Here is a 24904-nt window from a genome sequence, read left to right as displayed (position 1 = left end):
AATGATTCAATACGTTCATAAGCTTCACTTATAACCTTGCATAACTATTATATAATTTTCCAATTCCTGATAAAGATTTAAAATGATTTATATAGTCAAATTTAGGGGGATAAATAATGAAAGCTATCATTGTAACATCGTTCGGTGGTCCTGAAGTGATGAAATATACAGATGTGGATATGCCGGTTATTTCAGAAAATCAAGTTTTAATTCGCGTTGTTGCTACAAGTGTAAATTTCGCTGATATTAAATCACGTTATGGCAAAAAAGGAAATAAAGTACTACCTTTTATTCCAGGGATAGATGTCGCTGGTATAGTAGAACGTGTCGGCTCTCATGTGAAAAATATAAACCCTGGACAACGTGTCATTGCTTTTCCTCAAAATGGATCTTACGCAGAATACGTTGTTTCAAATGAAAATCTTACTTTCGTTTTACCTGATGAAGTCGACTTTCAAACTGCAGCAGCATGCCCTATCGTATCTTTCACAAGCTATAATTTACTCGCAAATGTAGCAAGGCTTCAACAAGGTGAATCTGTACTCATTCATGCGGCTGCTGGTGGAATTGGTACTACAGCTATTCAACTTGCAAAACTATTAGGGGCTGGAAAAGTTATCGGTACTGTCGGAAGTGAAGCAAAAAAAGAAATTCCTTTATATGCTGGAGCTGATTATGTAATTTGTCATCAGAATGAAGATTTTGTAGAGAAAGTCAATGAGCTGACAAACGGTGAAGGGGTTGATGTAATTTTAGATTCTATTTCTGGAACTGTTTCGGAAAGAAGTTTAAAATGTCTTGCTTATTACGGCCGCCTCGTTCATTTCGGTAATGCTAGTGGTGAAATTGGCAATTTTCAAACGAAAGATTTACATGCAAGTTGCCGCTCTATACTCGGTTTTAGCTTTGGAACTACACGAAAAAAACGTCCTGAACTACTCCAAGAAACTGCAAATGAAGTTTTCCGTTATTTGCGTGACGGACGTTTGCAAATCAAGGCTACGAAATCTTTTCCACTTCAAGATGCAGGGAAAGCACATGAATGGGTCGAAAGTAGAAAAAGTACAGGGAAAGTAATACTAACTGTTCAGTCCTCCTCCTGAAATGAATACTTGAAACCGAGGTGTCATTCATGGGATCACGAATTATGCATGCTATTATCGCTAACGGTATTGCCGAAAAACTATGTATTCAAGATAGAACTTCTTTCATACTCGGAGGTGTAGCCCCTGATGCGGTTCATTCAGCAGAAGAAAAAGGAACTTCACACTTTTACGCTGGCACAACGAAAAATTATACGAGAAGGATAGCTTTTAATTCTTTTTTTCAAAAATATAAAGCTCAAATGGATTCCCCTTTTCTCTTAGGCTATTACACTCACCTCATTGCTGATGATAATTGGCTAAGCGGCTTTTTTCTTCCTTGGTTAAAAAATAGAATAGAAAATGATGAAACGATCGCACCTATGTACTATAACGATTTTAAATTGTTAAATGCAAAATTGCTTCATCATTACGATAAAGAACAACAGCTCTTCTCGCTTCTCAATCAAGATGCTCACATTGTCGATATTGAAGAGGTTTCTAAAGAAAATGTTTTAGAATTTCGAAAATATCTTTTTGAAGATATGTTGTATCCAAAGCAACATTTGCATGAAGACTTACAGGTGTTTACGTTTAATCAAATTGTCGGTTATATGGAAACCGCTATTGAAAAAGGAACATTTTTTATTAAACAACTCTCTCATGATAAATTCATTTCAAAGATTTAATCCCCCTCAATATGTTTGAGGGGGATTTTCACATAACAATATTATTATCGGTTCTTTTCCATAACCGCAAAATAATTCCCTTCACTATCAGCAAAGTTAAATACTTTACCAGAAGGCATAGTTACCATTTCGCCAACAGTAACATTTTTATTTTTTAAATCTGCATATAATTGATCAAGATTTTCTGAGAAGAACATTAAAGACGGTGTACCAAGATTCAATTCTGGGCTCATCTTAGAGATAACTTCTTTATTATGTAATATAATGCTCGTTTCAGCACCGTTAGTTGGAGCGATTTCAATCCATCTCATTCCTTGTTTATTATCTTCCTCTGCAACTACATGAAATCCTACCTTTTCCGTCCAAAAATTTACTGCCTCATCTTGATTATTTACATATAACATAATTTGTCCTACTTTATGGATCATTGCATTTCCCCCTAATGGTTTTTATATTCTATGTAGCTTTCTACAAATACTATCGTTATTCCTTTTGAGTTGGTATGTACTTCTTTGCAAAATTTATCGACTGACTCATCCCATCCAGTTCATCAAAATAATCATTTCTTTCAATCATGTTATATCCATTGAATCCAATTTCATCTAATACCTTGAAGAATATATCGAAATCCACTTCACCATTTCCTACTGCTACTTCAATATACTTACTTGAACTATCGCTTTTCACTTTTGTACAATCTTTAATATGAGTTTGTACTATATAATCTTTTAATAGCAATAAACCTTCTACCGGATTTTCATTTACATCACTAATTAAATTTGCTGGGTCAAAGTTAACCGCTAATCCTTTTGAATTTATATTTTCTATAAATCGCTTTAACACTATCGCTTTTTCAGATCCTGTCTCAATAGCGAAAAATCCTCCAAATCTGAACGCTAAGTCTCCTATTTCATTACAAACACGTATCATTTTATCATAGTACTCACTATTTTCATCATCAGGGATTTTCCCAATATGGGCAGTTACTATGTTAGCTCCTAACCTTAACCCTTTATCAGTAATATATTTAAGACTCTCTATTGCACATCCAGCTTCAGTTCCTATCATTCCATTTTCTCCGAAGCTAATTGCTAATGACGGGACTTGAATCTCATTAAAAGATAAGTTTTCTTTTAATGTGTTCCATTGTACCTTTGAAATGTTAGCTAAGTTGAAAGTCGAATTCATAGCATATAATTGAATATATTCTAACCCCCATTCTCTCGCCTTCTTTATTCCTTCGTTTACTTCAATATGTTTCGTATTTAAAAACATTCCTAATTTCCTATCCATATGTGTACCTTCTTTTTATTATTTCGTATCAGTTTAATATTCGACTTTTTTTATATTATTTCCTCGTATAAACGAAATAAATAAACTACCCTTTTTTCGATACTCCCAGTAAAAGCATATATATGATAGGCACATAAAAAACACTAATACAATTCCCATTATCACTTGATTACAAATAAAAAAGACGTAACTACAAATAGTTACGCCTTCCTCATCATTTATCTAGGCTTTTTCTTCCCAGTAAATGCTGGTTTCTTTTTCTTTGGTGCTTTCGGTTTTGTTTCTACAAATGATCCTTTGAACATTTCTTGCTTCGTAAATACGATACCTAGTTTTTTCGCAAATTGTAGTAATTTACGCTCTTCTTGCGGTGTTACAAGAGATACAACAGTTCCTTCTTTACCCATACGTCCAGTACGTCCAGAGCGGTGAATATATTGGTCTACTGTGTCTGGTAATTCCAAGTGAATTACATGTGTTAAATCGTCAATATCGATACCGCGTGCTGCAATATCAGTAGCAAGTAAAATTTCTAATTTTCCTCCGCGGAAAGCACGCATCGTCGCTTCACGCTCTTGTTTACTTGCTTCTGCATGAAGAGCCGCTGCTTTCATTTTACGGAATTTCAATTTCTCTGTAATTTCGTCTAAACGGAATGGGTCGTTTAAGAAAGCAACTGCTTTTACATCGCCCATATGCATAATTCTTCTTACGTAATCATTTTTCTCGCGTCGCTCACAAATGATATACGTATGCTCAACTAAGCTTTTTGACTCTGCTCGTGTTACACGTACTAATTGTGGTTCAACTGCTAAGTCACGTGCCGCATCTTCTGCAGCTTTTGTCATTGTAGCCGAGAAGAATACTAATTGACGATCGCGCATCGTAGATTTAATTACATCTTGTACAGCGCCCATCATCTTTTGTTTTACAATTTGATCAAACTCATCAAATACAATTGTTTTCACTTCATGCATTTTTAGCTTTTTCATACGAATTAATTCTAAAATACGTCCCGGTGAACCGACAATCACTCTTGGGTGTTTCTTTAATTTTTCTACTTGGCGCTTAATATCTGCACCACCAATTAAAGATGCACCTGAAATTTCAGTTCCTGCTGTAAACTTTTGAACCTCTTCATGAATTTGCATGACAAGTTCACGTGTTGGTGCTAAAACAACAACTTGTGGCTGTTTTACTTCAGGATTAATTTTATGTAAAAGGGGTAATAAGTACGCTAATGTTTTTCCTGTTCCAGTTGGAGATTCAGCTATAACGTCTTGTCCTTCTAAAATAGTTGGAATCGCTTGTTTTTGAATTTCAGTTAACTCTTTAAAACCAGCCTTCTCCCAAGCTTGTTGTAAAAATGGTTGCATATCTTTTATCATTTGTTTTTCTCCTTTATCTCTATTTTTGAAGAAAATGTTGTATTGTTCGCACCGTTTCTATCATGTGTGAAATAACAGCTATTAAATCATCAACATGGTCTTCTGTAATCGCTTTTTGAAATAGAACCTCTACCTTATTATGATATGAAATCGCTTGCTTATTATATTCGTATGAAAGTTTTTGCGTAATCATTCTTTCTTTTCCCCATATAGAATGCATGAAAGTTTCAATTTCTTCGCACATTACTTCTGGTTTTTCTATCGGGAATGAAAATGCTAATTTCATTTCACAACCTGGTGTAAATTGTGGTACTTCTAATATTTCACCAGACAAGTTCTTTGCATCTACAGATAGTGAAAATGTTGCTTCTACTAACGGTTCGAATGGTTCTGTTAATTGAAATGAAATATGATATATACGACTTAATGAAGCAAGGTCCATCATATCTTTTCGATCAGTTACAAGAATATCTCCATGTAAATCAAAATCATAAACAGCGCCTTCTACGATTACTTTTAAATTATCAAAAGCAGTTGGATCAAACATAATTTCCTCCAAAAAACAGGCGCCTTTCGATGGAAAGGCGCCACTTGATGTATATATAGTTTACAGATAAACGAGATGAATTACAACCTTTTAGAATAAACCTACTGCTTTTCCATCTTCATTTACATCCATTTGTAGTGCTGCTGGTTGTTTTGGAAGGCCTGGCATTGTTAACATTGTTCCTGTTAACGCAACGATAAAGCCTGCACCAATGGATGGTTTTAGCTCACGAATTGTAACGATAAAGTCAGATGGACGACCTAATTTCGTTGCATCGTCAGAAAGAGAGTATTGTGTTTTCGCCATACAAATTGGTAGGTTACTCCAACCTTCGCCTTCATATTGAGCTAATTGCTTACGTGCTTTCGGAGCAAATTCAATATCTTTTGCGCCGTACACTTTTTGAGCAATTGTACGAATTTTCTCTTCTAATGGTAATTCTAATTCATAAAGTGGTGCGTAGTTGTTTTCACCTTTTTCAATTTCTTTTAACACTTTTTCAGCAAGGTCAACTCCGCCTTGGCCGCCTTTCTCCCAAACTTCCGTTAAGGATACCGCATAGCCACGCTCATTACACCATTCTTGTAAGTATGCAACTTCTGCATCTGTATCTGTAATGAATTTATTAATTGCAATTACGAAAGGCACACCGAAGCTTTGAATTGTTTCAACGTGCTTCTGTAAGTTCTCCATACCTTTTGCTAATGCATCTACATTTTCTTCTTTTAATTGATCTTTTGCTACGCCACCATGCATTTTAAGCGCACGAATCGTCGCAACAATAACAACTGCTTCTGGTTTAATGCCAGCTGCACGAGCTTTAATATCTAAAAACTTCTCAGCACCTAAATCTGCACCAAATCCAGCTTCTGTAATAACATAATCACCTAATTTTGCTGCCATTGTAGTAGCGATAACACTGTTACAACCGTGAGCGATATTCGCAAATGGTCCGCCGTGAATGATAGCTGGTGTATTTTCTAACGTTTGCACTAAGTTTGGCTTTAATGCATCTTTTAATAATAATGTTAACGCACCTTCTACCCCTAAATCTTTAACCGTTACAGGTTGATTTGCAAAATTATAAGCAACTACGATGCGTGATAGACGTGCTTTTAAATCTTGAATATCTGTTGCAAGGCAGAATACGGCCATAATTTCAGATGCTACTGTAATATCAAAACCGTCTTCACGTGGTACACCTTGAACCGGTCCACCAAGACCAATTACTACGTTACGAAGGGCACGATCATTTAAGTCAACACAACGTTTCCAAACGATTTTACGCGTATCAATTCCAAGTGTATTTCCTTGTTGGATATGATTATCAATAAACGCCGCTAACGCGTTATTAGCAGTTGTGATCGCATGGATATCTCCAGTAAAGTGAAGGTTAATGTCTTCCATTGGTACAACCTGTGAAAAACCACCACCTGCTGCTCCGCCTTTTAGCCCCATCGTTGGTCCAAGAGATGGTTCGCGAAGTGCAATTACTGTTTTCTTACCAATTTTATTAAAAGCTTGACCTAAACCAACTGTTACTGTTGATTTACCTTCTCCAGCTGGAGTTGGGTTAATCGCTGTTACTAAAACAACTTTACCGTCTTTCTTATTCTGTAAGCGCTTAAAAATATCAAGAGATAACTTACCTTTATAATGACCGTATGGCTCTAATTCATCTTCTAAAATATTTAATTCAGCTGCAATTTCTTGAATCTTCTTCATACTTGCTTCTTGTGCGATTTCAATGTCGGATTTAACTGTTGTAGTAGTTGTCATATACCCTAGTCCCCCTTTAATTGGTTCTGATGATATTGTATCAGTTTTTTGTATTTTCTGCACTTATTTACCTCCTAAAAATTCTTTCATTTCTTTATGCTTTTTTAACATAAATACCCATAAGAATGTTAACGATTGTTGTAACTCTATAGGAAGTTGACCTAACATCTTCTCATTTACTCCGCGCTTATATACACCGATTCCATCTACAACTTTAAAACCTTGTTCTTTTGCTAACTGTTCAAATTCCCAGGGCATCATCGTATTACAAACAACGTCTTTGCCGTATAAACGAGGATAACTGTTCTCGCGCGGCTTTGCTGTCGGTCCTAAAATTGCAATACATGCATATCCATCCCTTTTTAGAACACGCTTTATCTCATTTAATGCTCGTAATGGCTCCTCGGTCCATTCTAAAGAATTAATTGCCATAATTGCTTCAAATTGTTCATTTTCGAACGGTAAGGAAGAAAGATCTCCTTTTATAAAGGATAAATCCGGTCCCTCTCCGCGCTCCTTACCTTTTTGAATCATCACTTCTGATAAATCTACTCCAACTGCTTTATAGCCCGCGCGACTTAATTTATATGTACCGTATCCATCTCCACAACCAACGTCAAGCACCTTGGCTTCTTTCTTCACATATTGTTCAAAAAATGGAATAATCGTACTCCTACTCCCACTATCCCACATCTCCTGACTATTTTGATTCCAAAACTCTGCACTACTATCCCATTTCTTCTCTGCTGATTCATGCCAATTAAATTTCGTCATACATTCCCCTACCTTCACGCTTTATCACTCATTTCATTCTACATCATTTTCCAAAATTCCTGTTTTATCTTCATTAGGAAATGTACATGCTAATAAAGGAATCTTTATTCTCCAATTTTTGCTTTACTTGGGTTTAACTCATACTCATGTTCTTCTCTTTATGAAAGATAATATAAGTACACCCAATTGAAAGAGAGGGATGTACATGCGAAGAAAGAGAAATCATCATTTTAAAAGTGGTGAAAAAAACGAAGAGTATGCAGCTGAAATATCACCAGCTGGCATTCCAATTAGACATAAACGTAAAGAAATTTCAAATGAAATAGAAGGTACAAATACCGGTGCAATGATAGGCTATGTCGCTTTATTTCTTTCGCTTTTCTCCATTGCATTTTATCCAGTTACACTCGGTTCTCTTGCGATTTTAGTCGGCTTATTAGCTGTCAATTTTGGAGCAAGAACCCTTGGATATACCGCAATTGGTTTTGGTAGTTTTTCTGTTTTATTTACTTTACTTTATCCGCTTGCTTTGTCAGCGTTTTAAAAAAACACACCAAGTTATACTTGGTGTGTTCATTCATGATACAACATAATATGACCGCATCCACAACAATGCTTCGCTGTAATTTCTTGAAACACTGGATAATTTTCTTCATCCCGATGCTCAATAAATACCTTTTCAAATCGATACATATTTGGCGCATATGCCCAATCTTGTTTCGTACGTGCGTATAATGTAGAAGAGAAAAACTCCTCACCGCCACAAACAATACATTCCTTCTTCATCAATATCCCTCCTATGCTTGTCTTACTTCATCTATATGAACATAAGCATAAAAAAAAGACCTTCTATTACTAGAAAGTCTTCTCTGAAACAAAAAGAAATGTACCAAACATTCCTACCCCGCTATATTCTTTTGTAACATCAGCTTCTGTTTTAAATGTTTGCTTTACAGTCATAAAGAATACACCATTTCGTGCATCTGTACTTTCAAATTTTAGTTTTTCTTTTTTACCATCTACATTTTGTGTGCATTCAAAACTACCCTCGTCACATTTCAATGCATACTTATCTTCTAGATACAATTTAAAATCTGATTCTTTCGGACAAGTGATAAGTAAAATTGCCACAAGAATAATACTTACAATACCCGCAATTGTATAATATTTCTTCATTTGTACTCCTTTCAAAAGACAAGAAAACTTGACTGCATGCGCCAAGTTTTCTTAGTCCACAACCCATTGCCACTCTTGTTCTTTCTTATCAAAAATAAGCCAACCAGTCTCTGTTGCTTCTTCTTTCAATTCATCGATATTATCTAGTACCTCATCCGTACTTTCATACGAACCGACTACATAAACTGGAATTTCAAGACCCCTTCTTGACTCAATTTTCCCTGCCAGATCAATATAAAGACCATCTTCCATTAATGGAATAAGCCCCATAATCACTTCTTTTGAAATTGCTGGGAAAATTTTTGATTTTTGGAAGAAAGAAAAACGTTTCTTACCGAAAGCACCGAGTTTATAAGGAATAACTTTACTTAACATTCCTACAAAATCAGCAATTCTACGATAATACACTTTGTTGTACCATCCGTCATCATGTGAAAAATAAACAAATCTATTTTTCAATAACGGAAAGAACGTTCTTGCAAGTGGTTCTTTTTTGTGAGCCAAATATAAAAGCTCTGCAATTTCTTTTGGCTCTAGTTCATCTAAATCGCTTGCATCATCAAAATCTACCCAACAAAATTCATCAAATTCATCAATCTCTGCTTGAATTAACTTATGTATATTTTCTTCCTCAACATATTCAAATAAAGTATGATAATGAAAATCTGTCCATTCAAAATTATGCTTTAAAAGCAACACTTGATGAAGCGGTGAAGGGATGTTACTTGCAAACTCTTTAAACGTAATTCCTGATGTAATAAAACAATGACCTCGACGATTACCATTAATATATATCATATTCTTTACTTGGTCAGATCCTCCAGACAAAGCACCTAGCCACCTTCGTTTTATATGTTTCAATTCTATAGCATATTTTAACATGAAAAATTTTAGAAACATAGAAAAAACTTCAAAAACTATTTACAATTTCATGTGTTTTATTACATAGTGATTACAAGAAAAAACACCTGCTTGTAAGCAGGCGTTTTTAAAGGATTTCATCTGGGTTTTGAGGATGATGATTTCCCTCTTTCTTTTCATCTTTTTGGAACATCGATTGAATTTTATCAATTGTTTGTGGAGCTAATTCAATCATTTTCTCTGCTAAATGTGTCGCATTTTGCAAATGAAGAATATTTACTCCATCTTTATTCACCACAAGAAATGCTACTGGTGTAATAGAAACACCACCCGCGCTACCGCCACCAAATGCAGGGTTACCGTTCGCTCTTTGTCCATCATTCGTTTGGAAATCAGAACCTCCTGCTCCAAAACCGAACGCTACTTTAGAAACCGTTAACACTACACCACCGTCAGCCGTTTGAACAGGCTCTCCAACAATCGTATTTACATCGACCATTTCTTTTAAATTTTCCATTGCCGCTTTCATTAATCCTTGAATTGGATGATCCACCGTTCATAACCTCCTTTGTCATATCTTTCCTAGTTTTTCCGAAAGTTTGTGAACTAAACATAAAATTTTATATTGATTTCAAAAAACTTAAGTTGTAATATTTAGAAAAATAAAAAAAGAGGTCGATTCGTTATGATGCGAAAATTAACAAAGAAAGATCATGAACAAGTATTCGCTTACCTAAAAGAAGAAGCAGCCCTTAACTTGTTTATTATTGGAGATATTGAAGCTTTCGGTTATGACACAGATTTTCAAGAATTATGGGGCGTATTTAAAGAGAATGGAACATTAAAATCAATTCTACTCCGATTCCACGATTCATTTATACCCTATAGTAAAGAAGAACTTGTTACCACTGATTATGAGACAATTCTTTCCGCATATAAGCCGCTTAAACTCTCTGGTAAGTCAACTATTGTAGAAAGGTTTGAAACTGCTTCCAGTCTACAATTAGGCTCCAAAAATGAAATGTATTTTTGCGAATGTATAGATGCCGACAACTTGCCTAGTACGCCTGCCCAAGAAACAATTAAACTTGCCACACTAGATGATGTAGAGCGAATTATGCAATTAAGAAGTAGCATCGATGAATTCCCGACTGCTCATGAATCAGAAAAAATTTTAAGGCAAGCTCTCGAAACAAATACAGGACGTACATATTATATTGAAAAAGACGGTGCAATCATCGCATCCGCCTCTACTTCCGCTGAAAATTCATTATCTGCAATGGTTGTTGGCGTATGTACACACCCGAATTACCGCGGAAATGGATTTGCTTCACTCATATTACAAAAAATGATTCAAGACTTTACGAAAGAAAGCCGAACACTTTGCCTGTTTTATAACAATCCAACTGCTGGACGAATTTATAAACGACTAGGGTTTAAAGACATTGGGATGTGGACGATGTATCGATAATAATAAAAAGCCGATTTAAAATCGGCTTTTATACATATTGTGCTATTCCAGCTTCAAAAGCTTTCTTATCATTATTTAGTACGCCAAATAATGCTTCTTGAAGCGCAAATGTACTCTTATAAAAATACATTCGCTCCTTTACTGCTTCTAAATTAGGATAATAGGCTTCAAATAGTTGTAAAAACTCTTCTCCATAACTAGCTAATATGCCAGCAAAATCATAAGCTGGATCTCCAATGCTCGCCCCACCAAAATCTATGACCCCTGAAATATTCTTTTTTGTTGCACTATATAAAATGTTTGTCATGCCAAAGTCCCCATGAACAAGACTAGGAGTAAAGTTAAAATGACTACTTTCATTTAAATATAACTCAAACGATGTTGAGACCTCTTTTCTCGCTACATTTCTCATGAATGGATAAACATGTTCTTTTAATTGGCTATATAAACTATTTATTTCTGAATACATATCAGTACTATCACATTGCATAATACCTTCGAATGTAGATAACGGAATTTCATGCAACTCTTTTAAAAATCTCGCCAATGTGTACGCAAGTTTCTGTAATTGCTTTTCATCATTTATTTCTGTAAAAACATTTTCCCAAAACGGGTCTCCTTCAATCATCTCATAACCTGCAAATACTTTCCCTGGTACTTCATTTTGAAACCCTTGATAACTTGGATTGGGAATTTGAAGCGTAATGAAGGGTCTTATTTTCTCTAGTAACTGTGTTTCTATTCGAAGTTTCTGAATACCTTTTTCATATTTCGGAAACCGGAATACTATATTATCATTTACAATTAACACATCATTATTTTGACCTATTTCATTTATATAAACAGAATTTATTTGCAATTCAGGATACAACCTTTGTAAATACGCAACATACTCATTTTCTTTTCTCATTCTTTCTCTTCTCCCGTTCAAACTATTATTCTCACTTCAAAGTCATAATGACCTGTCTTTCAACAAAAACAAACTGTTCGTACATCTCTTTTGCAAAATTTCCAGCAAATACATTCAAACGAATTTCTGAATAATTCTTTTGTAATTCCTTAATACCAGCCTCCATTAACTTTCTTGACAATCCTTTCCCGCGGTACTCTGGAAAAACATACAATTCGTATATAAACCCTAGTTTTTCATGAGAAAAATAGTCCGTATTTTCCCCTATTAATATCCAACCCATTACAACGTTTTCTTCTTTAACGACTAAATAATACGCTCCCTTTTCTACAATCGGCCTTGTAATTTCAATCGCTTTCTCTGTATTTAAACGACAATTTCCCCTCGTACCTTCAAAAAGCGATTGAGCTGCATATTGTATTATTTCGTCCGTTTCTTCCCGATTTGCCTTTTCTATCATTTTTTACAACTCTCCTCTTTAATAGGCATTAATATCGCTCGTTCAAGATCCTCCGCTTCCATAACAATTGCCATCAATCCCTTTTCTGTACTTGTCTCATGAAGCTCCCCCTTTTCCCAAAACACAGCTTGTCCCGCATACATATCCTTCTCCGTCCACAATAAGAAGCAGTTGCGATACAACTGCTTCATGATATCCAATTATTCCATTCTCTTTTAAATGCATAGCACCGATATGTATATTCCCTTGATGGTTTACTATTTTCGACATTATGAAATTAGATTGAAATGCTGTAATTTGCTTTCCTACTTTTTCACTAAAATCAAAGATTTTCACTTCTAGTCCTCCTTATATGTATAAAACCATCCTTACTGTCTGCATCATATGTCCTTCAAAATCTTCTTCAAATTCTTCTAATTGTGCAAAACCTTTCGCTTCATAAAAACGTTTTCCTTTTTCATTCGCTGCTTCTACATGAATGTATAGTTTCCGAATTCCTTTTAATACTGTTAACCCTTTTTGTAATAAAGCACTTCCTATCCCTTTCCCTTGTTGATCTGGTAACAAATAAATTGCTCCTAATTCTGCTTCGTTTTGCAGTCTAACAGGTGAAAAATTTGCAAAGCCAATGACTTCTCCCTCTTCTTCTGCAACGAATAAATGTGTATTCTCAAGACGATATTTCATTTTTTCATCAGAATAAGCCTCGTCTAAAAAACTGTCTTGAATCTCTCTCGGAATAATGCCTTCGTATGTATCATGCCAAGCTATTTTCGCTACTGATTGTACAGCATGAATATCTTCCTGCTTCATTTCTCTAATTACATATGTCATCTCGATGTCTCCATTCTCTTTAAATTATATTCTGCTAATATACGAGAAGAAATGGCAGAACCATTTTCATAATTCACCTTTATTAATTTTAATTTCTCAATTGAAGCTGTTGCATGATCAAATTTTTCATAAATATATTCCATTACGCTTAAAAACTGATTTGTATATAATCTATTTGCAATCGTACAATGCGGAACCCACTTTCCCGGTACGTAATATGAATTTGGGTTGTCATGAAAATTGTTAAAATAATCATGATAAGAATGATGAAATTTTAACAATGCATCAGTAACAGTCGGTGCTAGAAAGACCGTTCCGTTAGTAGGAAAAGTTCCAATAGAAGGAAAAGTTACTGGATCCATATTTTCTTGAATAGCTACAAACTCCCCTAATTTCTCCTTATACAAATGAACATTTAACTCATTATAATCAGCTAACATAATATGAGGTTCTGCTCCAGCTAATTGATTTGTGCCAATGATATTTGTTAATTCATTTTGCAATTCTGTAATTTTATTAGTAAATACACGATCAAATGTAGCAATAATAGCGTACATATCCCTTCACCCCTTTGTTACACATAGCGCTTCCCATTCTTCACGAATCATTCCCATTCGAATAGAGTCATAGTACGTTCCGTTATAATAACGGCATTTTCGCATTCTACCTTCTAAGCTCATTCCTATTTTCTCCGCTACTTTCATCATACGTTCATTACCAGACCAAGTCGTGAGCCCTACTCTACCAATCTCCATCTTTTCAAATAGTAAATCCCGATATAACGTTAACGCTTCTGTACCGTAACCGCCATTCCAGTAAGCCGGATTATAAATGACAATTCCCATCTCCAACCAACGCGTCGGTTTATACTCCCAATAAAATCCGACCGTCCCTATAACTTGACCGTTATGTTCTATAATTAAATTGGATAGCGGTTCTTCTTTTAAACGAGTTTGCATCTTTTCCTTATAGGCTGAGTATTCTTGCATCGAAAACGGAAAATACGGTGCATCCCATTTTTTCCATTCTGGATTTTCTTCTTTAAACACGAGATTCCATAATGTTTTTATATCTGATTCTTCAATTGTACGAATTGTTACTCTATCCCCTTTTATGATTACGCTTTTCATAATTTCCTCCTACACTCCTCTTTATTTCATATATAATTATAATGTTTTTTCTGAAAAATCAAAACAGATATCGTTTATTATATTGTATAATTTTGTTATAAGATACCAATTATTCATGTAGAAAGCTGGTGATTCAATGAATAATCGATTTAGTATTACTTTATTTCTCACTATTGTTACGGCAAATATTATTCTCTATTTCTTCTTACCATCAAATATTGTTACGAAATGGGACTTCAATGGAACGCCTACATCAACAATGGATAAAGCTACTTTTGTTATCGTAAATATAATTATATGTTCTTTCGTATTCTTTTTATTTTTAGCTTTATCTAAAGCAGCGAGTAATCAGAAATTTCTCCTTTGGATCGGCAATACTATTTTACTATTCTTATTTTTTGTCGATATTGTCATTGCCCTTATCGCTCTTGGCTTTTCACTTCCTCTTGATCATTTTATATTTTTAGGATTAGGGCTTTTATTTATATTAATAGGTTATTTCAGTTCCAAAATTGATACGACTGAATCAACTGTTTCATTGGAATGGAATGATAAGCACCTCGAAAAAAGAGCTTCAAATATTTGTAGTATTTCAATGATAATAGCAGGTATTTTACTAGCGGGGCTTCCATTTATCGTTTCTACTCCTTATAGAGGTTATGCTATACTAACAATTATTTTAGGAATGACGCTTGTCATTTTACCGAGTACGATTTATTTACTTATTAAAGATAGCAAGCAATCTACTTCTTAAAAAAAATAGGAGGTTACATCCCTCCTATTTCAGCTAAATATTTTCTTTTTCGTCTTTTCTATCTCAACTAAAATCCCTTTCTCTATCCAGCCTTCTACTCCATCTTTTTTAATTAAATCATATCCTGAGCAGCTACCATCAATGAGAGAAACAATATCCCCTTTTTTTACGCTTATTTGCGCACAAGATATATCCGTTTTCACTGTGTATTCACCTGAATCAAGTTGCTTAATATATTCATCTTTCACATAAAGTAATGTATTCGTTTCCCTTTGCCTGCATATTGTGTAATCTTGCTTCTTCTCCATAGGCTCTATGTAATAATGTGGATAGGTAACCCCGCCCTGCATTGTTGCATCGGCATGAAAATCTGCTATTACTTCATATTCTGGAAAATAGTCTACATATGTATAAGAAAACTTATCACTTGCACTTGTCCTCTGAATGATAAATGCATTTAATTGTCCTGCCTCTTTAATCGTATTTCCACCGTCAATTGCAATAATCTTTTTTTCCTTATCAATAACAGGATTGTTAGATGGTGCCTTCTCTGAATAGTTTACAACAGGCCAATGACCGACAACTACATACTTATTTGCTTTATGTGATTGATTGAAAAACTCCGGCATTGCTATCGCATTTTTTCGTTCTGTCTCTTTCCAATCTTCTCTATCTTCAAGGCCAGCATGTACAAAGATATAATCCTCCGTTTCAATCGCTGTTGGTAATTCTGTTAGCCACTTTATTTCTTTTGAGAAATGGCTCATTAATTTTGTTTTCAATTCACGGATATCACTTTCTTTATGAACGTTAATATTCAATTGCGCTAGCCATTCATTAAAAATTGTATTTTTTCGCGTACACAAATAATTTATTAAAGCAGGATTTTCATTTACAAGTGCTTCAACTACAACTTCACAATTCCCTTCTATTACATACACATTTGGCTTACTAACTACTAGATCCATCACATAGTTTACGACGCCAATACTATTTCTTCCTTTCTCACAAAGATCGCCATTAATAATTAAATAATCTTCATCTTGAAAATTAACTTTATGTAGTAGTTCCTTAAAAAGGTCTAATTCTCCATGAATATCAGAAATAATGATGACTCTTACATCATTTGGTATAGATAATTTCTTTATTTTTTCCAAGTATAAACGCCCCTAACATTCTCTAAATTCAAGATTCCATTTTAAATTTCTAATATTCGACAAATCATATCGCTAGACCTATCCCTAGCTCAAATCTGAAAAAGAAAATAGGTTCCATATATTTTTACACACGGAACCTACTTAGTATTATAACTCTTTATAAAAAGAATAGCTTACCTTATTAAAGCCCTCTCTTTCATAAAAACGATGTGCATCAATTCTTGGAAATGCAGATGTAAGTACGATAGAACTGCACCCTTCTTCTTTCCCCCATTTTTCTACATATGACAGCAGAACATTACCATACCCTTTTGATCTATGAGCTTCCGCGGTTACAAGGTCATATACATAAACATGTTTCTCATTATAAAAATTCGTACAAATTGCTACACCAGCTAGACTAACAACTTCATTCTCTTCGTTACGCAGCGAAAATAGTTTATAATTTTCTTCTTTCATTTTTTGAAATAAAGAACTTGCTTCTTCTCTTGAAAGTTTTGTTCGTAATTGCTGTAATACGGGAAATACTTCATGTAAATCAGCTTCTGTTACTACTTCTTTAATATTCATTATGATTCTCCCCTTACTATTTATAAAATTTTCTAAATGTTATATCATCATTATAGAAAGTAACTGCCCTTAACTTAAGTGACAGTTCTATTCTTTTTTATAAGGCCAGTATAAAAAGGAGCGTCTACAAATGGATCTGACTATCCCATTAGTGTTACAAAATAAAACACCTATTTACTTACAAATTTACGAATATATGAAACGAGAAATCTCTCATGGATCACTACGTGCCGGTACACGTCTTCCTTCTCACAGAAATTTAGCTATGCAACTTAATGTGAGTCGTATTACAGTTGAATCCGCTTATCAACAATTACTAGCTGAAGGTTACGTAGAAAGCAAACCGAAACGCGGGATTTTTGTTGCGGAAGTAGATATTGATGTCATTCAAAAGAAACAACAAATTGCGTCAAGCAGTACTAACAATAAAGAAAAAGAACAATATGATTATGATTGTAGTCAAGGACTTATTGATCAAAAAGCTTTTCCCATAACAAACTGGAAAAGAGCGTTACACGAAACTTTATTGCAGTATGAAAATGAATTATTTGCTAAAGAAGATCCACAAGGTGAGCTCGTTCTACGAGAACATATTTCAAAGTATTTATATCATGCTCGCGGGGTACATTCTTCACCTGATCAAATTATTATTGGAGCAGGTACGCAGCCTCTTCTTTGGCTACTCCTTCAACTACTTGGTTCAAAAAAAGAATACGGAATCGAAAATCCTGGATTTCACCGTATACCTGCTATGATTCAAAGTTGTGGCCTTCCTGTTCACCCGATCCCTTTAGACGATAAAGGGATTCATATTTCCGCTTTACGTGAATCCGGTTCCAATGTGGCATATGTCACTCCATCTCATCAATTTCCACTCGGAATCATTATGCCATTATCTAGAAGACTCGAGTTATTAAAATGGGCGAATGATTGTAATGGTTATATTATTGAAGATGATTACGACGGGGAATTTCGCTATATAGGAAAACCTATTCCTTCTTTACAAGGGCTAGATTCAAATGAACGTGTTATTTATATGGGAACTTTCTCGAAATCTTTTTTACCTTCTTTACGAATGGGATATATCGTTTTACCACCTCATCTTTTAAAAGTCTATAAAGAACTTGGTGGTATGTTTAAACAAACTGTCTCTACAATGCAACAACTTACCTTTGCTACCTTTATTCAAAATGGGGATTGGGAACGTCATCTTAACCGAAGTCGTACGTTATATAAAAGAAAACATATTTCTTTAATTAAATCTATTAAAAGCGAAATGGGAAATAACGTGCATATACTCGGTGAACAATCCGGGCTTCATATTGTACTTCACGTTCATAACGGGATGAATGAACAAGAACTTATTCATGCAGCTGCAAAAGAACGTATTAAGTTATACCCTCTCTCCACATACGATTCTGTTTATAATGTAAGGGAGGAGTCATATGTATTGCTCGGTTTTGGCAGTATTCGAGAGGAATGTATTGAAACTGTTGTCAAATTACTGAAAAAAGCGTGGTTCCCTAAATAAAAATAGCTCCACGCAAGTTATACTTACGTGGAGCTATTTTTATGCACTATTTTTCTGATCTCATTGCCCTTCCCGGACGTTTGACACCAGTTGTTTCTGTTGAATAGGAAGCTTCAATAATAGCAGTTGGATCTACAGAGAGAACGAGATCTTTCATTTTCGGATAAATGAAACGGTTTGTAATACAATAAATAATTCTCTTATGTTCTCCTAAAAAACCACCTTCTCCATGTAGATACGTAACGGATAATTGCAATTCTTTCATAAGTAGATCGCCTATTTCTTTATTTTTACCAGAAATAATCATAACGCTCTTTCCTTGATTAATGCCATCTAATATGAAATCAATCATCTTCGTAACAATATAGAAAATTGCTAATGAGAACATCGCTTGTTCAATTGAAAACAAAATGGCAACAAAGATGAAAATAACCGCATTTACAGCAAGTAAAAATGTACTAATCGGCACTTTAAAATGTTTATTCATCCAAACAGCTAACATTTCTGATCCATCAATTGCTCCGCCCATTTTTACTACAATTCCTACGCCAACACCAAATAGAACTCCTCCATAAAGAACAATTAACAATTCAGAAGTTGTAATTGCTGGAAATGGTTTCAAATAAATCAATCCGAGTGTTGTCACAACATTTGCATAGGACGTACGGATAAAGAACTTCTTTCCCATTACTTTTGCAGTAAATAATAAAATCGGGATATTAATCCCCAAGAACACTCCATAAAGCGGCAATCCTGCAACTTTATTCGCCATAATAGCAATGGCTGTTACCCCGCCATCTACTAATCCATTAGGCGCTAAAATAAGCTCTAATGAACCTGCTACAATAATTGAGCCAATTGTTAATAATACGTATTCAAATACTTTCTTCATTCATTACCCCCAAAACTTATATATTTTCTTAGTATTATTTTAACGTAATTTCTCTACTAATACAAAGATATCAGTTTATATACACAAAAGTTTCACCTTTATAGTGATTTTTATGTAATTTTTTATTGAAACACACTTACCCATTGTAGTAAGTGTGCCTCAAACATTTATTTAAGTTTCAAGTACGAATTCATTTTCATTTTAAATATTTCATCAACTGCCCTTTTATATCCACCAGCCTTTCGAAGTGACTCTCCAACTTTACGACTATTTTCCTTAAACGTTACATCATTCATCACTTTCTTTACAGACTCACGTAACAATTCAGAAGTGAGTTCTTTACGATTTAGCCTTATTCCAGCCCCTGCTTCATTTACTCGTTTCGCAACTAAAGGCTGATCTCCTGTTACCGGAATTACAACTAACGGGACACCGTAATACAGTGCTTCACTCGAACTATTCATACCACCGTGTGTCACGAATACATCAGCATGCTGTAATACTTCTAATTGTGGCACATAATTATACAACTTAAAGTTATCCGGAATGTTTTCAAATTGACTTATATTTATCTTCTTACCAAAAACTAATACGACTGTCGCTTCTACATCTTTAAAAGCTTCAAAACATTTTTCATATAGCTCAGGTTGTTCATTGAAAACTGTTCCCATAGAAATGAAAATCACTTTTTTATCTTTTAAATGTTCAATAGGAAAGCTACCTATTTCTTTTCGAGTAGCAATTGATGGACCGACAAACTTATATGATTCATCAAATACATCTGAACGCGGCTGATATTCTTTTGAAGTATACACAATCGTAATATCACCAGGATGGTTCATAATATCATACATACTAGTACACTTCATTCCATACTGCTTATTCCATTTTTCCATTCCCGCTAAACAAGATTGATACAATGGATTCATTTCATCTACTTCTCTTGATTCATGTTCATCGTTAAAAGTAATGTACTGATTAAAAGCAAACGTTGTACAAGAAGAAACACTAGGTAATTGTAAAACATTGGCTATAATACGTCCTACTGGAAAATGATTATCATATATCAAATAATCGTACTTTTCCCCTTTTGTTTCTTCTACAATTTGAGTAACAATACGTTCTGATGCTTCCATCATATGAGACAGCATCGTCAAAGGACTCCCACCTTCATTTACTCGCTCCATAATATTAATTTGAGAGAGAAAATTCTCAAACTCTCGGAATTCTGCACCTGTTGCTTCAATCTTCTTTCTAAAATCTTCAATACAATACGAAACAACTGTCTCCCCTCGCCGAATTAACTCACTTACAATAGCTAAAGTCGGATTTATATGACCTTCTCCAGGGAAATTTATTACGAGTACGTTTGCCATCATATTCTCTCCTATCTAATATTATTAATAATTAATTATATTAATTAATTTAAAACTATTATAAAGGAATCTATTCTATTTCTTCACATTTTTCTCTTCATTTTATTATTGAGAAATATTTTTCATAACCTACGTTATCCCCCTATTGAAAGTGCGCTTAACTCTTCATTTACTGAAAAATATGAGATTTACATTTGGGTATTTTTACAGATTTATCATCAAAAACATTATTTTGATAATTCATACAAAAGTAGAAAAATATAATTTCCAAACTGATTTCTCACCTTAAATTTATTTAAATTCTATGTTGTCCCTATCATTATCCACTTGCAACATATTCTGTTATATAATAAATTTATCGAATTTACAGAAAAAGGATCAATTTCATGCTACAACAACTATTCGCTTCACCTATTTTATCTATTCAAACTTTACACCCAGGTTATGAAGAACATGCAAGCGATGTGTTTCTTGTTAAAACAGCATTTGAAGAAGTTATTGTTCGTTCCTCAAAAATGACTGAAGAACCAAATAATGATTTTTGGTGGGGATGTAAAAACCTTTTTGGAATCGATCCAAGGAACGTACATCATTTAGAGCATATACACGAATTATTGAAAAAGCATACTAACTTGCCCATCCCCACTATTTTGCAAAAACATGTTTTAAATGGCCGGAAGTTTGTTAGTGTCGAAAAACTAACAGGAAATACGCTGCAATCCTTTATCGGACAATCTGATTCAATTTTATTCAGCCTTGGAAAAGGACTAGCAGAAATTCATTCGTTTCAAGCAAAGTTTATAGGAAACCCACCAGGTACTTTCCAAGTTCCACTAGAAGAATGTAAGTCTCACATATTAAAAGTCAGTAAAGAACTTGTAAATAGATTTTATTCCAATAATGCGAGCATCCGTAACGCATTTCCTACTTTTGAACAACAACTTTCTTCCTTACCGGTACCAAAGGAATCTACGCTCGTTTTAATTGATATGGACCCTACTCAGTTTTTATCAGATGGTACAACTATTACAGGTTTAGTAGATACAGAAGCTTACGCAGTTGCTCCCCGAGAATTTGATTTTATCGGCTTAGAATATGTATTTACAGAAAAGGAAGCTCATGCTTTTAAACAAGGTTATGAAACCATCATGCCTATTCCTAATCTTGTAGCATGTAGACGTCCCTATCGATATTTGTACCGTTTATTATCTGTTCAGGGCAGTGTGGAGTTAGGAAAGTGGCTAAATCATCCATCCTATTTTTAAATACGAAGGTGAGGGGTTATGAAATGGAAATTCAGAAAAAGTGTTCTTTAACAGAATGTGAAATACAACAAATGAAAGATTTAGCTCATATTTGCGGGCAACACGATCAAATTGATTACTCTTCAGATTTACATGTAAACTTTTTAACTGCTCGTAATAAAGAAGAGATACATGACTTTTTACTCTATGACGATACTCAATTAGTCGGTGCATTAAGTATGTATGACTTTGAAAGACCTACCAAACTTGAGTTAATAGGCTTTGTTCATCCGAACTATAGGAAACAACATATAGGTACTACTCTTTTACAAACCGCAATGAAAGAAATACGATTAAGAGAGGCAGACGAAGCTCTTCTTATTATGAATGGGGAGTCTGCTTCTGGGAAAGCATTTGCAATACATATGAAGCTGCCTTATTTATATAGTGAATATAGTATGGAGTTCAAAGCAAATGAAGCGCAAAAAAGAACGAAGAATGCTATACAACTTACTCTTGCATCTTCAAAATCACTGCTTGATCTGATTGAAATTTCTAGTAAAGCGTTTGGAGATTCAGTAGAAAACACCGCTACATGGTTACAAAAGATGATGGATTCATCTTCCCATCAAGTTTACAGTGCTCTTATCGATAAAAAAGTGATAGGAACAATTACAGTTTCTAAAGAAGACCAATCTACTACACTATCAGGATTCGCCGTTCACCCTTCTTATCAAGGGAAAGGATACGGTAAAGATATTCTTACGTCCATGATACATACCCTTATTACAAAAGGAGTTTCAACAATTAAATTAGACGTCGAAACGAAAAATAACCATGCTTTAAAATTGTATACACAATGTGGTTTTGAAATGAAAACGAAGTATGATTATTATAATGTAATGAATTTCGAGGTGAATGCATGTGTCTAAAAAACTAATTTATTCTGATTATGATATTTTCGCATCCATTTATAATAAACATTGGGGGCATTATGCTGAACACTCCTATCTACTTTTGGAAAAACTCATTTTACAATATGCACCACCACATTCTCATATTTTAGATCTTTGCTGCGGGACTGGTCACCTTACTAAGAAATTAATTGAGAATCATTTTGTAGTAACTGGTATAGATGGTTCTGCTCAAATGATTGAATACGCACGTCAAAACGCTCCAGACGCAGCCTTTATCGTCGATGATGCTCGCTATTTCAATATAAATGAGCAATTTCAATATGTTATCTCTACTGGCGATAGCTTAAACCATATTTTAAAATTAGATGAATTAAAAAGTGTTTTTCGTAATGTTTATTCTATATTACATAGTGAAGGTACATTCGTATTTGATATGAATATGGAAAAAGGTTTTCTTGAAAACTGGAGCGCTTCCTTTCACATTTCAGAAACGGAATATGTTTGTACAATCGATTCTACATATGATAATGACAATAAAAAAGCAGTCATGAACTTTATACTATTTCAACATGACATAGATAATAATTGGACAAGAAGTGACTTTTCTTTTGAAGAAGCTTGTTATTCCAATGAAGAAATAATTTCTTTGCTAGAGTCCGTAGGTTTTAAGGACATTCAATCACACGGTACAAATAGAACATTTTTCATTTGTCAAAAATAAAAAAACTGAATCATAACGATTCAGTTTTTTCTTAGTATATTTACAATAGCAGTCGTTTCATTATTTTCTTTATATACACGTGGAATTCTTCTGTCTAACATACATGTAACTTCATAGTTAATTGTACCTAACATATCCGCTATTTCTTCTACTGCAATGTTTTCTTCGCCTTGTTTACCGTAGAATACTACTTCGTCTCCCACTTGTACTGGCATTGCTTTTGAAACGTCTAACATGAGCTGATCCATACAAACACGACCAATAACAGGTACTCGAACTCCATTTATTAATGCATGCCCTTTATTAGATAACTGACGGTTATAGCCATCAGCATAACCAATCGGTATAGTGGCAATCCATTCTTCACCAGTCGTTACATACGTATTCCCATAACTTACACCGCGATTTTTCTTTGCATGCTTAATATGAGCTACTTTTGATTTTAACGACAACGCAGGCTGCAGAGAAACAACTGAATGATCTACCTCTTTTGAAGGATACATTCCATAAATTCCAATACCTACACGAACCATATTTTGAAATGTATTGCTAAGTTCCATTGAACCCGCACTATTTGAACTATGAATATATGGAATATGAATTCCTAATTCTTTTGCTGTATTGACAGCTTTCTCAAATAAACTTGTTTGCATATTCGTATATGATTTATCGATTTCATCTGCCGTAGAGTAATGTGTAAACATTCCTACTACCTCTACATACTCCATACGTTTTAATTCCTCTAAAAATGGTTTAACCTCTTCTTCCTGTAAACCAATGCGACTCATTCCTGTATCAATTTTCACCTGAATTTGCGCCTTCTTTTGTAGACGGTTTGCGATTTCATTTATACCTTGTAAATCTTCACTTCTATAAACAGTCATCATAACGTCATATTGAATTGCTTCTTCCGCAGATGCTACTGACGTATAGCCTAAAATTAAAATCGGCACGTTAATTCCTGCTTCTCTTAACTCTATCGCTTCATCTACAAACGCAACTGCAAGCTGATTTATTCCTGCTTCAATAGCAGCTTTTGCAACTTCAACTGCCCCATGACCATACCCATTCGCTTTTACAGCAGCCATCATTGCAATATTTTCATCATTCACTCTTTTTTTAAATTCTTTTACATTATGTTTTACTGCATTTAAGTCAACTTCAACAATTGTATCTCTTCCATATTTCAAACTCATTGGTCTAACTCCTAACTCAATAATTGCATTCCATTCTATTTCACGTTTCATATGACCTTTTACAATATAATACTTTTCAATATGCTAGTCAAACTACTAGAATTTTCGGAATTTTGAGTACGATATAATACCCTCAAGAAACTATTATATAC

Annotated in this window: 29 protein-coding genes and 1 pseudogene; 9 read left to right on the top strand and 21 right to left on the bottom strand. The window is 34.3% G+C overall.

The features are described from left to right. The first annotated feature begins 116 nt into the window (after positions 1 to 116). Both PQF83_RS05065 and PQF83_RS05060 read left to right on the top strand, forming a co-directional pair. Positions 117 to 1103 (top strand): quinone oxidoreductase family protein, encoded by a 987-nt coding sequence (locus PQF83_RS05065; protein WP_000644145.1) that lies wholly within the window; start codon positions 117 to 119, stop codon positions 1101 to 1103. A gap of 29 nt (positions 1104 to 1132) precedes the next feature. Then, entirely contained in the window at positions 1133 to 1771 is a 639-nt protein-coding gene (locus PQF83_RS05060) for a zinc dependent phospholipase C family protein (RefSeq protein WP_000535596.1), read from the top strand. Between the two features lie 44 nt (positions 1772 to 1815). On the opposite strand, the gene PQF83_RS05055 is transcribed toward PQF83_RS05060, so the two are convergent. From PQF83_RS05055 to PQF83_RS05030, 6 genes are all read right to left on the bottom strand, one after another. Beyond that, entirely contained in the window at positions 1816 to 2199 is a 384-nt protein-coding gene (locus PQF83_RS05055; protein WP_000581474.1) for a VOC family protein, read from the bottom strand. A 55-nt stretch (positions 2200 to 2254) separates the two neighbouring features. Next, positions 2255 to 3064, bottom strand: a complete 810-nt coding sequence (locus tag PQF83_RS05050; protein WP_000375197.1) for a sugar phosphate isomerase/epimerase family protein — start codon at positions 3062 to 3064, stop codon at positions 2255 to 2257. Positions 3065 to 3282: 218 nt separating this feature from the next. Then, positions 3283 to 4452, bottom strand: coding sequence for a DEAD/DEAH box helicase (locus PQF83_RS05045; protein ID WP_000588613.1), 1170 nt, complete (start codon positions 4450 to 4452; stop codon positions 3283 to 3285). Between the two features lie 19 nt (positions 4453 to 4471). Further along, positions 4472 to 4999: a hypothetical protein gene (locus PQF83_RS05040; RefSeq protein ID WP_000460208.1), complete on the bottom strand. Its 528-nt coding sequence runs from the start codon at positions 4997 to 4999 to the stop codon at positions 4472 to 4474. Positions 5000 to 5089: 90 nt separating this feature from the next. After that, complete coding sequence (locus tag PQF83_RS05035) at positions 5090 to 6778, bottom strand: formate--tetrahydrofolate ligase (RefSeq protein WP_033671992.1); 1689 nt, start codon at positions 6776 to 6778, stop codon at positions 5090 to 5092. Positions 6779 to 6841: 63 nt separating this feature from the next. Then, positions 6842 to 7552: a class I SAM-dependent methyltransferase gene (locus tag PQF83_RS05030; RefSeq protein WP_000160036.1), complete on the bottom strand. Its 711-nt coding sequence runs from the start codon at positions 7550 to 7552 to the stop codon at positions 6842 to 6844. Positions 7553 to 7757: 205 nt separating this feature from the next. On the opposite strand from PQF83_RS05030, the gene PQF83_RS05025 reads away from it, so the two are divergent. After that, positions 7758 to 8096, top strand: a complete 339-nt coding sequence (locus tag PQF83_RS05025) for a hypothetical protein (protein ID WP_001253203.1) — start codon at positions 7758 to 7760, stop codon at positions 8094 to 8096. Between the two features lie 29 nt (positions 8097 to 8125). Here the strand turns inward: PQF83_RS05025 and PQF83_RS05020 are convergent, their stop codons facing one another. The 4 genes from PQF83_RS05020 to ytfJ all read right to left on the bottom strand — a co-directional run bounded on the left by PQF83_RS05020 (position 8126) and on the right by ytfJ (position 10142). Beyond that, on the bottom strand, positions 8126 to 8338 hold the full coding sequence (locus tag PQF83_RS05020) for a hypothetical protein (RefSeq protein WP_000711202.1): 213 nt from the start codon (positions 8336 to 8338) through the stop codon (positions 8126 to 8128). Positions 8339 to 8407: 69 nt separating this feature from the next. Beyond that, complete coding sequence (locus PQF83_RS05015; RefSeq protein ID WP_000761169.1) at positions 8408 to 8728, bottom strand: hypothetical protein; 321 nt, start codon at positions 8726 to 8728, stop codon at positions 8408 to 8410. A 51-nt stretch (positions 8729 to 8779) separates the two neighbouring features. Then, positions 8780 to 9556, bottom strand: coding sequence for an oxalate:formate antiporter (locus PQF83_RS05010; protein WP_000014090.1), 777 nt, complete (start codon positions 9554 to 9556; stop codon positions 8780 to 8782). Between the two features lie 160 nt (positions 9557 to 9716). Continuing rightward, positions 9717 to 10142 (bottom strand): GerW family sporulation protein, encoded by a 426-nt coding sequence (ytfJ, locus tag PQF83_RS05005; RefSeq protein WP_000349987.1) that lies wholly within the window; start codon positions 10140 to 10142, stop codon positions 9717 to 9719. Between the two features lie 132 nt (positions 10143 to 10274). Between ytfJ and PQF83_RS05000 the strand changes: the two genes are divergently transcribed. Next, on the top strand, positions 10275 to 11060 hold the full coding sequence (locus PQF83_RS05000; RefSeq protein ID WP_000984765.1) for a GNAT family N-acetyltransferase: 786 nt from the start codon (positions 10275 to 10277) through the stop codon (positions 11058 to 11060). A 28-nt stretch (positions 11061 to 11088) separates the two neighbouring features. On the opposite strand, the gene PQF83_RS04995 is transcribed toward PQF83_RS05000, so the two are convergent. The 6 genes and pseudogenes from PQF83_RS04995 to PQF83_RS04970 all read right to left on the bottom strand — a co-directional run bounded on the left by PQF83_RS04995 (position 11089) and on the right by PQF83_RS04970 (position 14394). Further along, positions 11089 to 11970 (bottom strand): phosphotransferase family protein, encoded by an 882-nt coding sequence (locus PQF83_RS04995; protein ID WP_001224479.1) that lies wholly within the window; start codon positions 11968 to 11970, stop codon positions 11089 to 11091. Positions 11971 to 12001: 31 nt separating this feature from the next. Then, the gene (locus PQF83_RS04990) at positions 12002 to 12430 is read right to left on the bottom strand and encodes a GNAT family N-acetyltransferase (RefSeq protein WP_000570290.1); all 429 of its coding nucleotides are present in this window, start codon (positions 12428 to 12430) and stop codon (positions 12002 to 12004) included. Beyond that, positions 12427 to 12766 (bottom strand): annotated as a pseudogene (locus tag PQF83_RS04985) (cupin). Before PQF83_RS04985 ends, PQF83_RS04990 begins: the two are co-directional and overlap by 4 nt. A gap of 12 nt (positions 12767 to 12778) precedes the next feature. After that, positions 12779 to 13264, bottom strand: a complete 486-nt coding sequence (locus PQF83_RS04980) for a GNAT family N-acetyltransferase (RefSeq protein WP_000222822.1) — start codon at positions 13262 to 13264, stop codon at positions 12779 to 12781. After that, positions 13261 to 13821, bottom strand: a complete 561-nt coding sequence (locus PQF83_RS04975; RefSeq protein WP_000270871.1) for a 2'-5' RNA ligase family protein — start codon at positions 13819 to 13821, stop codon at positions 13261 to 13263. Before PQF83_RS04975 ends, PQF83_RS04980 begins: the two co-directional genes overlap by 4 nt. Positions 13822 to 13827: 6 nt before the next feature. Further along, positions 13828 to 14394 (bottom strand): GNAT family N-acetyltransferase, encoded by a 567-nt coding sequence (locus tag PQF83_RS04970; protein ID WP_000843679.1) that lies wholly within the window; start codon positions 14392 to 14394, stop codon positions 13828 to 13830. A gap of 136 nt (positions 14395 to 14530) precedes the next feature. Here PQF83_RS04970 and PQF83_RS04965 point away from each other — a divergent pair, with 136 nt between their 5' ends. After that, the gene (locus PQF83_RS04965; RefSeq protein ID WP_001065180.1) at positions 14531 to 15148 is read left to right on the top strand and encodes a DUF1648 domain-containing protein; all 618 of its coding nucleotides are present in this window, start codon (positions 14531 to 14533) and stop codon (positions 15146 to 15148) included. Positions 15149 to 15177: 29 nt separating this feature from the next. Here the strand turns inward: PQF83_RS04965 and PQF83_RS04960 are convergent, their stop codons facing one another. Both PQF83_RS04960 and PQF83_RS04955 read right to left on the bottom strand, forming a co-directional pair. Continuing rightward, complete coding sequence (locus PQF83_RS04960) at positions 15178 to 16305, bottom strand: metallophosphoesterase (protein WP_000411328.1); 1128 nt, start codon at positions 16303 to 16305, stop codon at positions 15178 to 15180. A gap of 147 nt (positions 16306 to 16452) precedes the next feature. Beyond that, a complete protein-coding gene (locus PQF83_RS04955; RefSeq protein ID WP_001021919.1) occupies positions 16453 to 16875 on the bottom strand; it encodes a GNAT family N-acetyltransferase in 423 nt (140 codons plus the stop codon). A gap of 130 nt (positions 16876 to 17005) precedes the next feature. Here PQF83_RS04955 and pdxR point away from each other — a divergent pair, with 130 nt between their 5' ends. Further along, a complete protein-coding gene (gene pdxR, locus PQF83_RS04950; RefSeq protein ID WP_000366296.1) occupies positions 17006 to 18406 on the top strand; it encodes a MocR-like pyridoxine biosynthesis transcription factor PdxR in 1401 nt (466 codons plus the stop codon). Positions 18407 to 18452: 46 nt separating this feature from the next. Here the strand turns inward: pdxR and PQF83_RS04945 are convergent, their stop codons facing one another. Both PQF83_RS04945 and PQF83_RS04940 read right to left on the bottom strand, forming a co-directional pair. Beyond that, positions 18453 to 19298 carry a YitT family protein gene (locus PQF83_RS04945; protein ID WP_000755132.1) on the bottom strand — a complete coding sequence of 282 codons (846 nt, stop codon included), beginning with the start codon at positions 19296 to 19298 and terminating at the stop codon, positions 18453 to 18455. A gap of 167 nt (positions 19299 to 19465) precedes the next feature. Further along, a complete protein-coding gene (locus PQF83_RS04940) occupies positions 19466 to 20674 on the bottom strand; it encodes a macrolide family glycosyltransferase (protein ID WP_000024477.1) in 1209 nt (402 codons plus the stop codon). 386 nt (positions 20675 to 21060) lie between these two features. Here PQF83_RS04940 and PQF83_RS04935 point away from each other — a divergent pair, with 386 nt between their 5' ends. From PQF83_RS04935 to PQF83_RS04925, 3 genes are read left to right on the top strand one after another with little or no spacing between them, the layout of a single operon-like run. Then, a complete protein-coding gene (locus tag PQF83_RS04935; protein ID WP_000941346.1) occupies positions 21061 to 21939 on the top strand; it encodes a hypothetical protein in 879 nt (292 codons plus the stop codon). 23 nt (positions 21940 to 21962) lie between these two features. Next, positions 21963 to 22850: a GNAT family N-acetyltransferase gene (locus PQF83_RS04930; RefSeq protein ID WP_000405441.1), complete on the top strand. Its 888-nt coding sequence runs from the start codon at positions 21963 to 21965 to the stop codon at positions 22848 to 22850. Next, positions 22843 to 23556 carry a class I SAM-dependent DNA methyltransferase gene (locus tag PQF83_RS04925; protein ID WP_000038489.1) on the top strand — a complete coding sequence of 238 codons (714 nt, stop codon included), beginning with the start codon at positions 22843 to 22845 and terminating at the stop codon, positions 23554 to 23556. The genes PQF83_RS04930 and PQF83_RS04925 overlap by 8 nt, the downstream gene beginning before the upstream one ends. Positions 23557 to 23576: 20 nt before the next feature. On the opposite strand, the gene alr is transcribed toward PQF83_RS04925, so the two are convergent. Next, on the bottom strand, positions 23577 to 24752 hold the full coding sequence (alr, locus tag PQF83_RS04920; protein WP_000054188.1) for an alanine racemase: 1176 nt from the start codon (positions 24750 to 24752) through the stop codon (positions 23577 to 23579). Positions 24753 to 24904 lie beyond the last annotated feature (152 nt).

It is taken from the genome of Bacillus sp. FF-1 (genome assembly GCF_028548245.1).
GTDB classification, from domain to species: Bacteria; Bacillota; Bacilli; order Bacillales; family Bacillaceae_G; genus Bacillus_A; species Bacillus_A paranthracis.
This window is presented reverse-complemented; position numbering and strand designations above follow the sequence as displayed.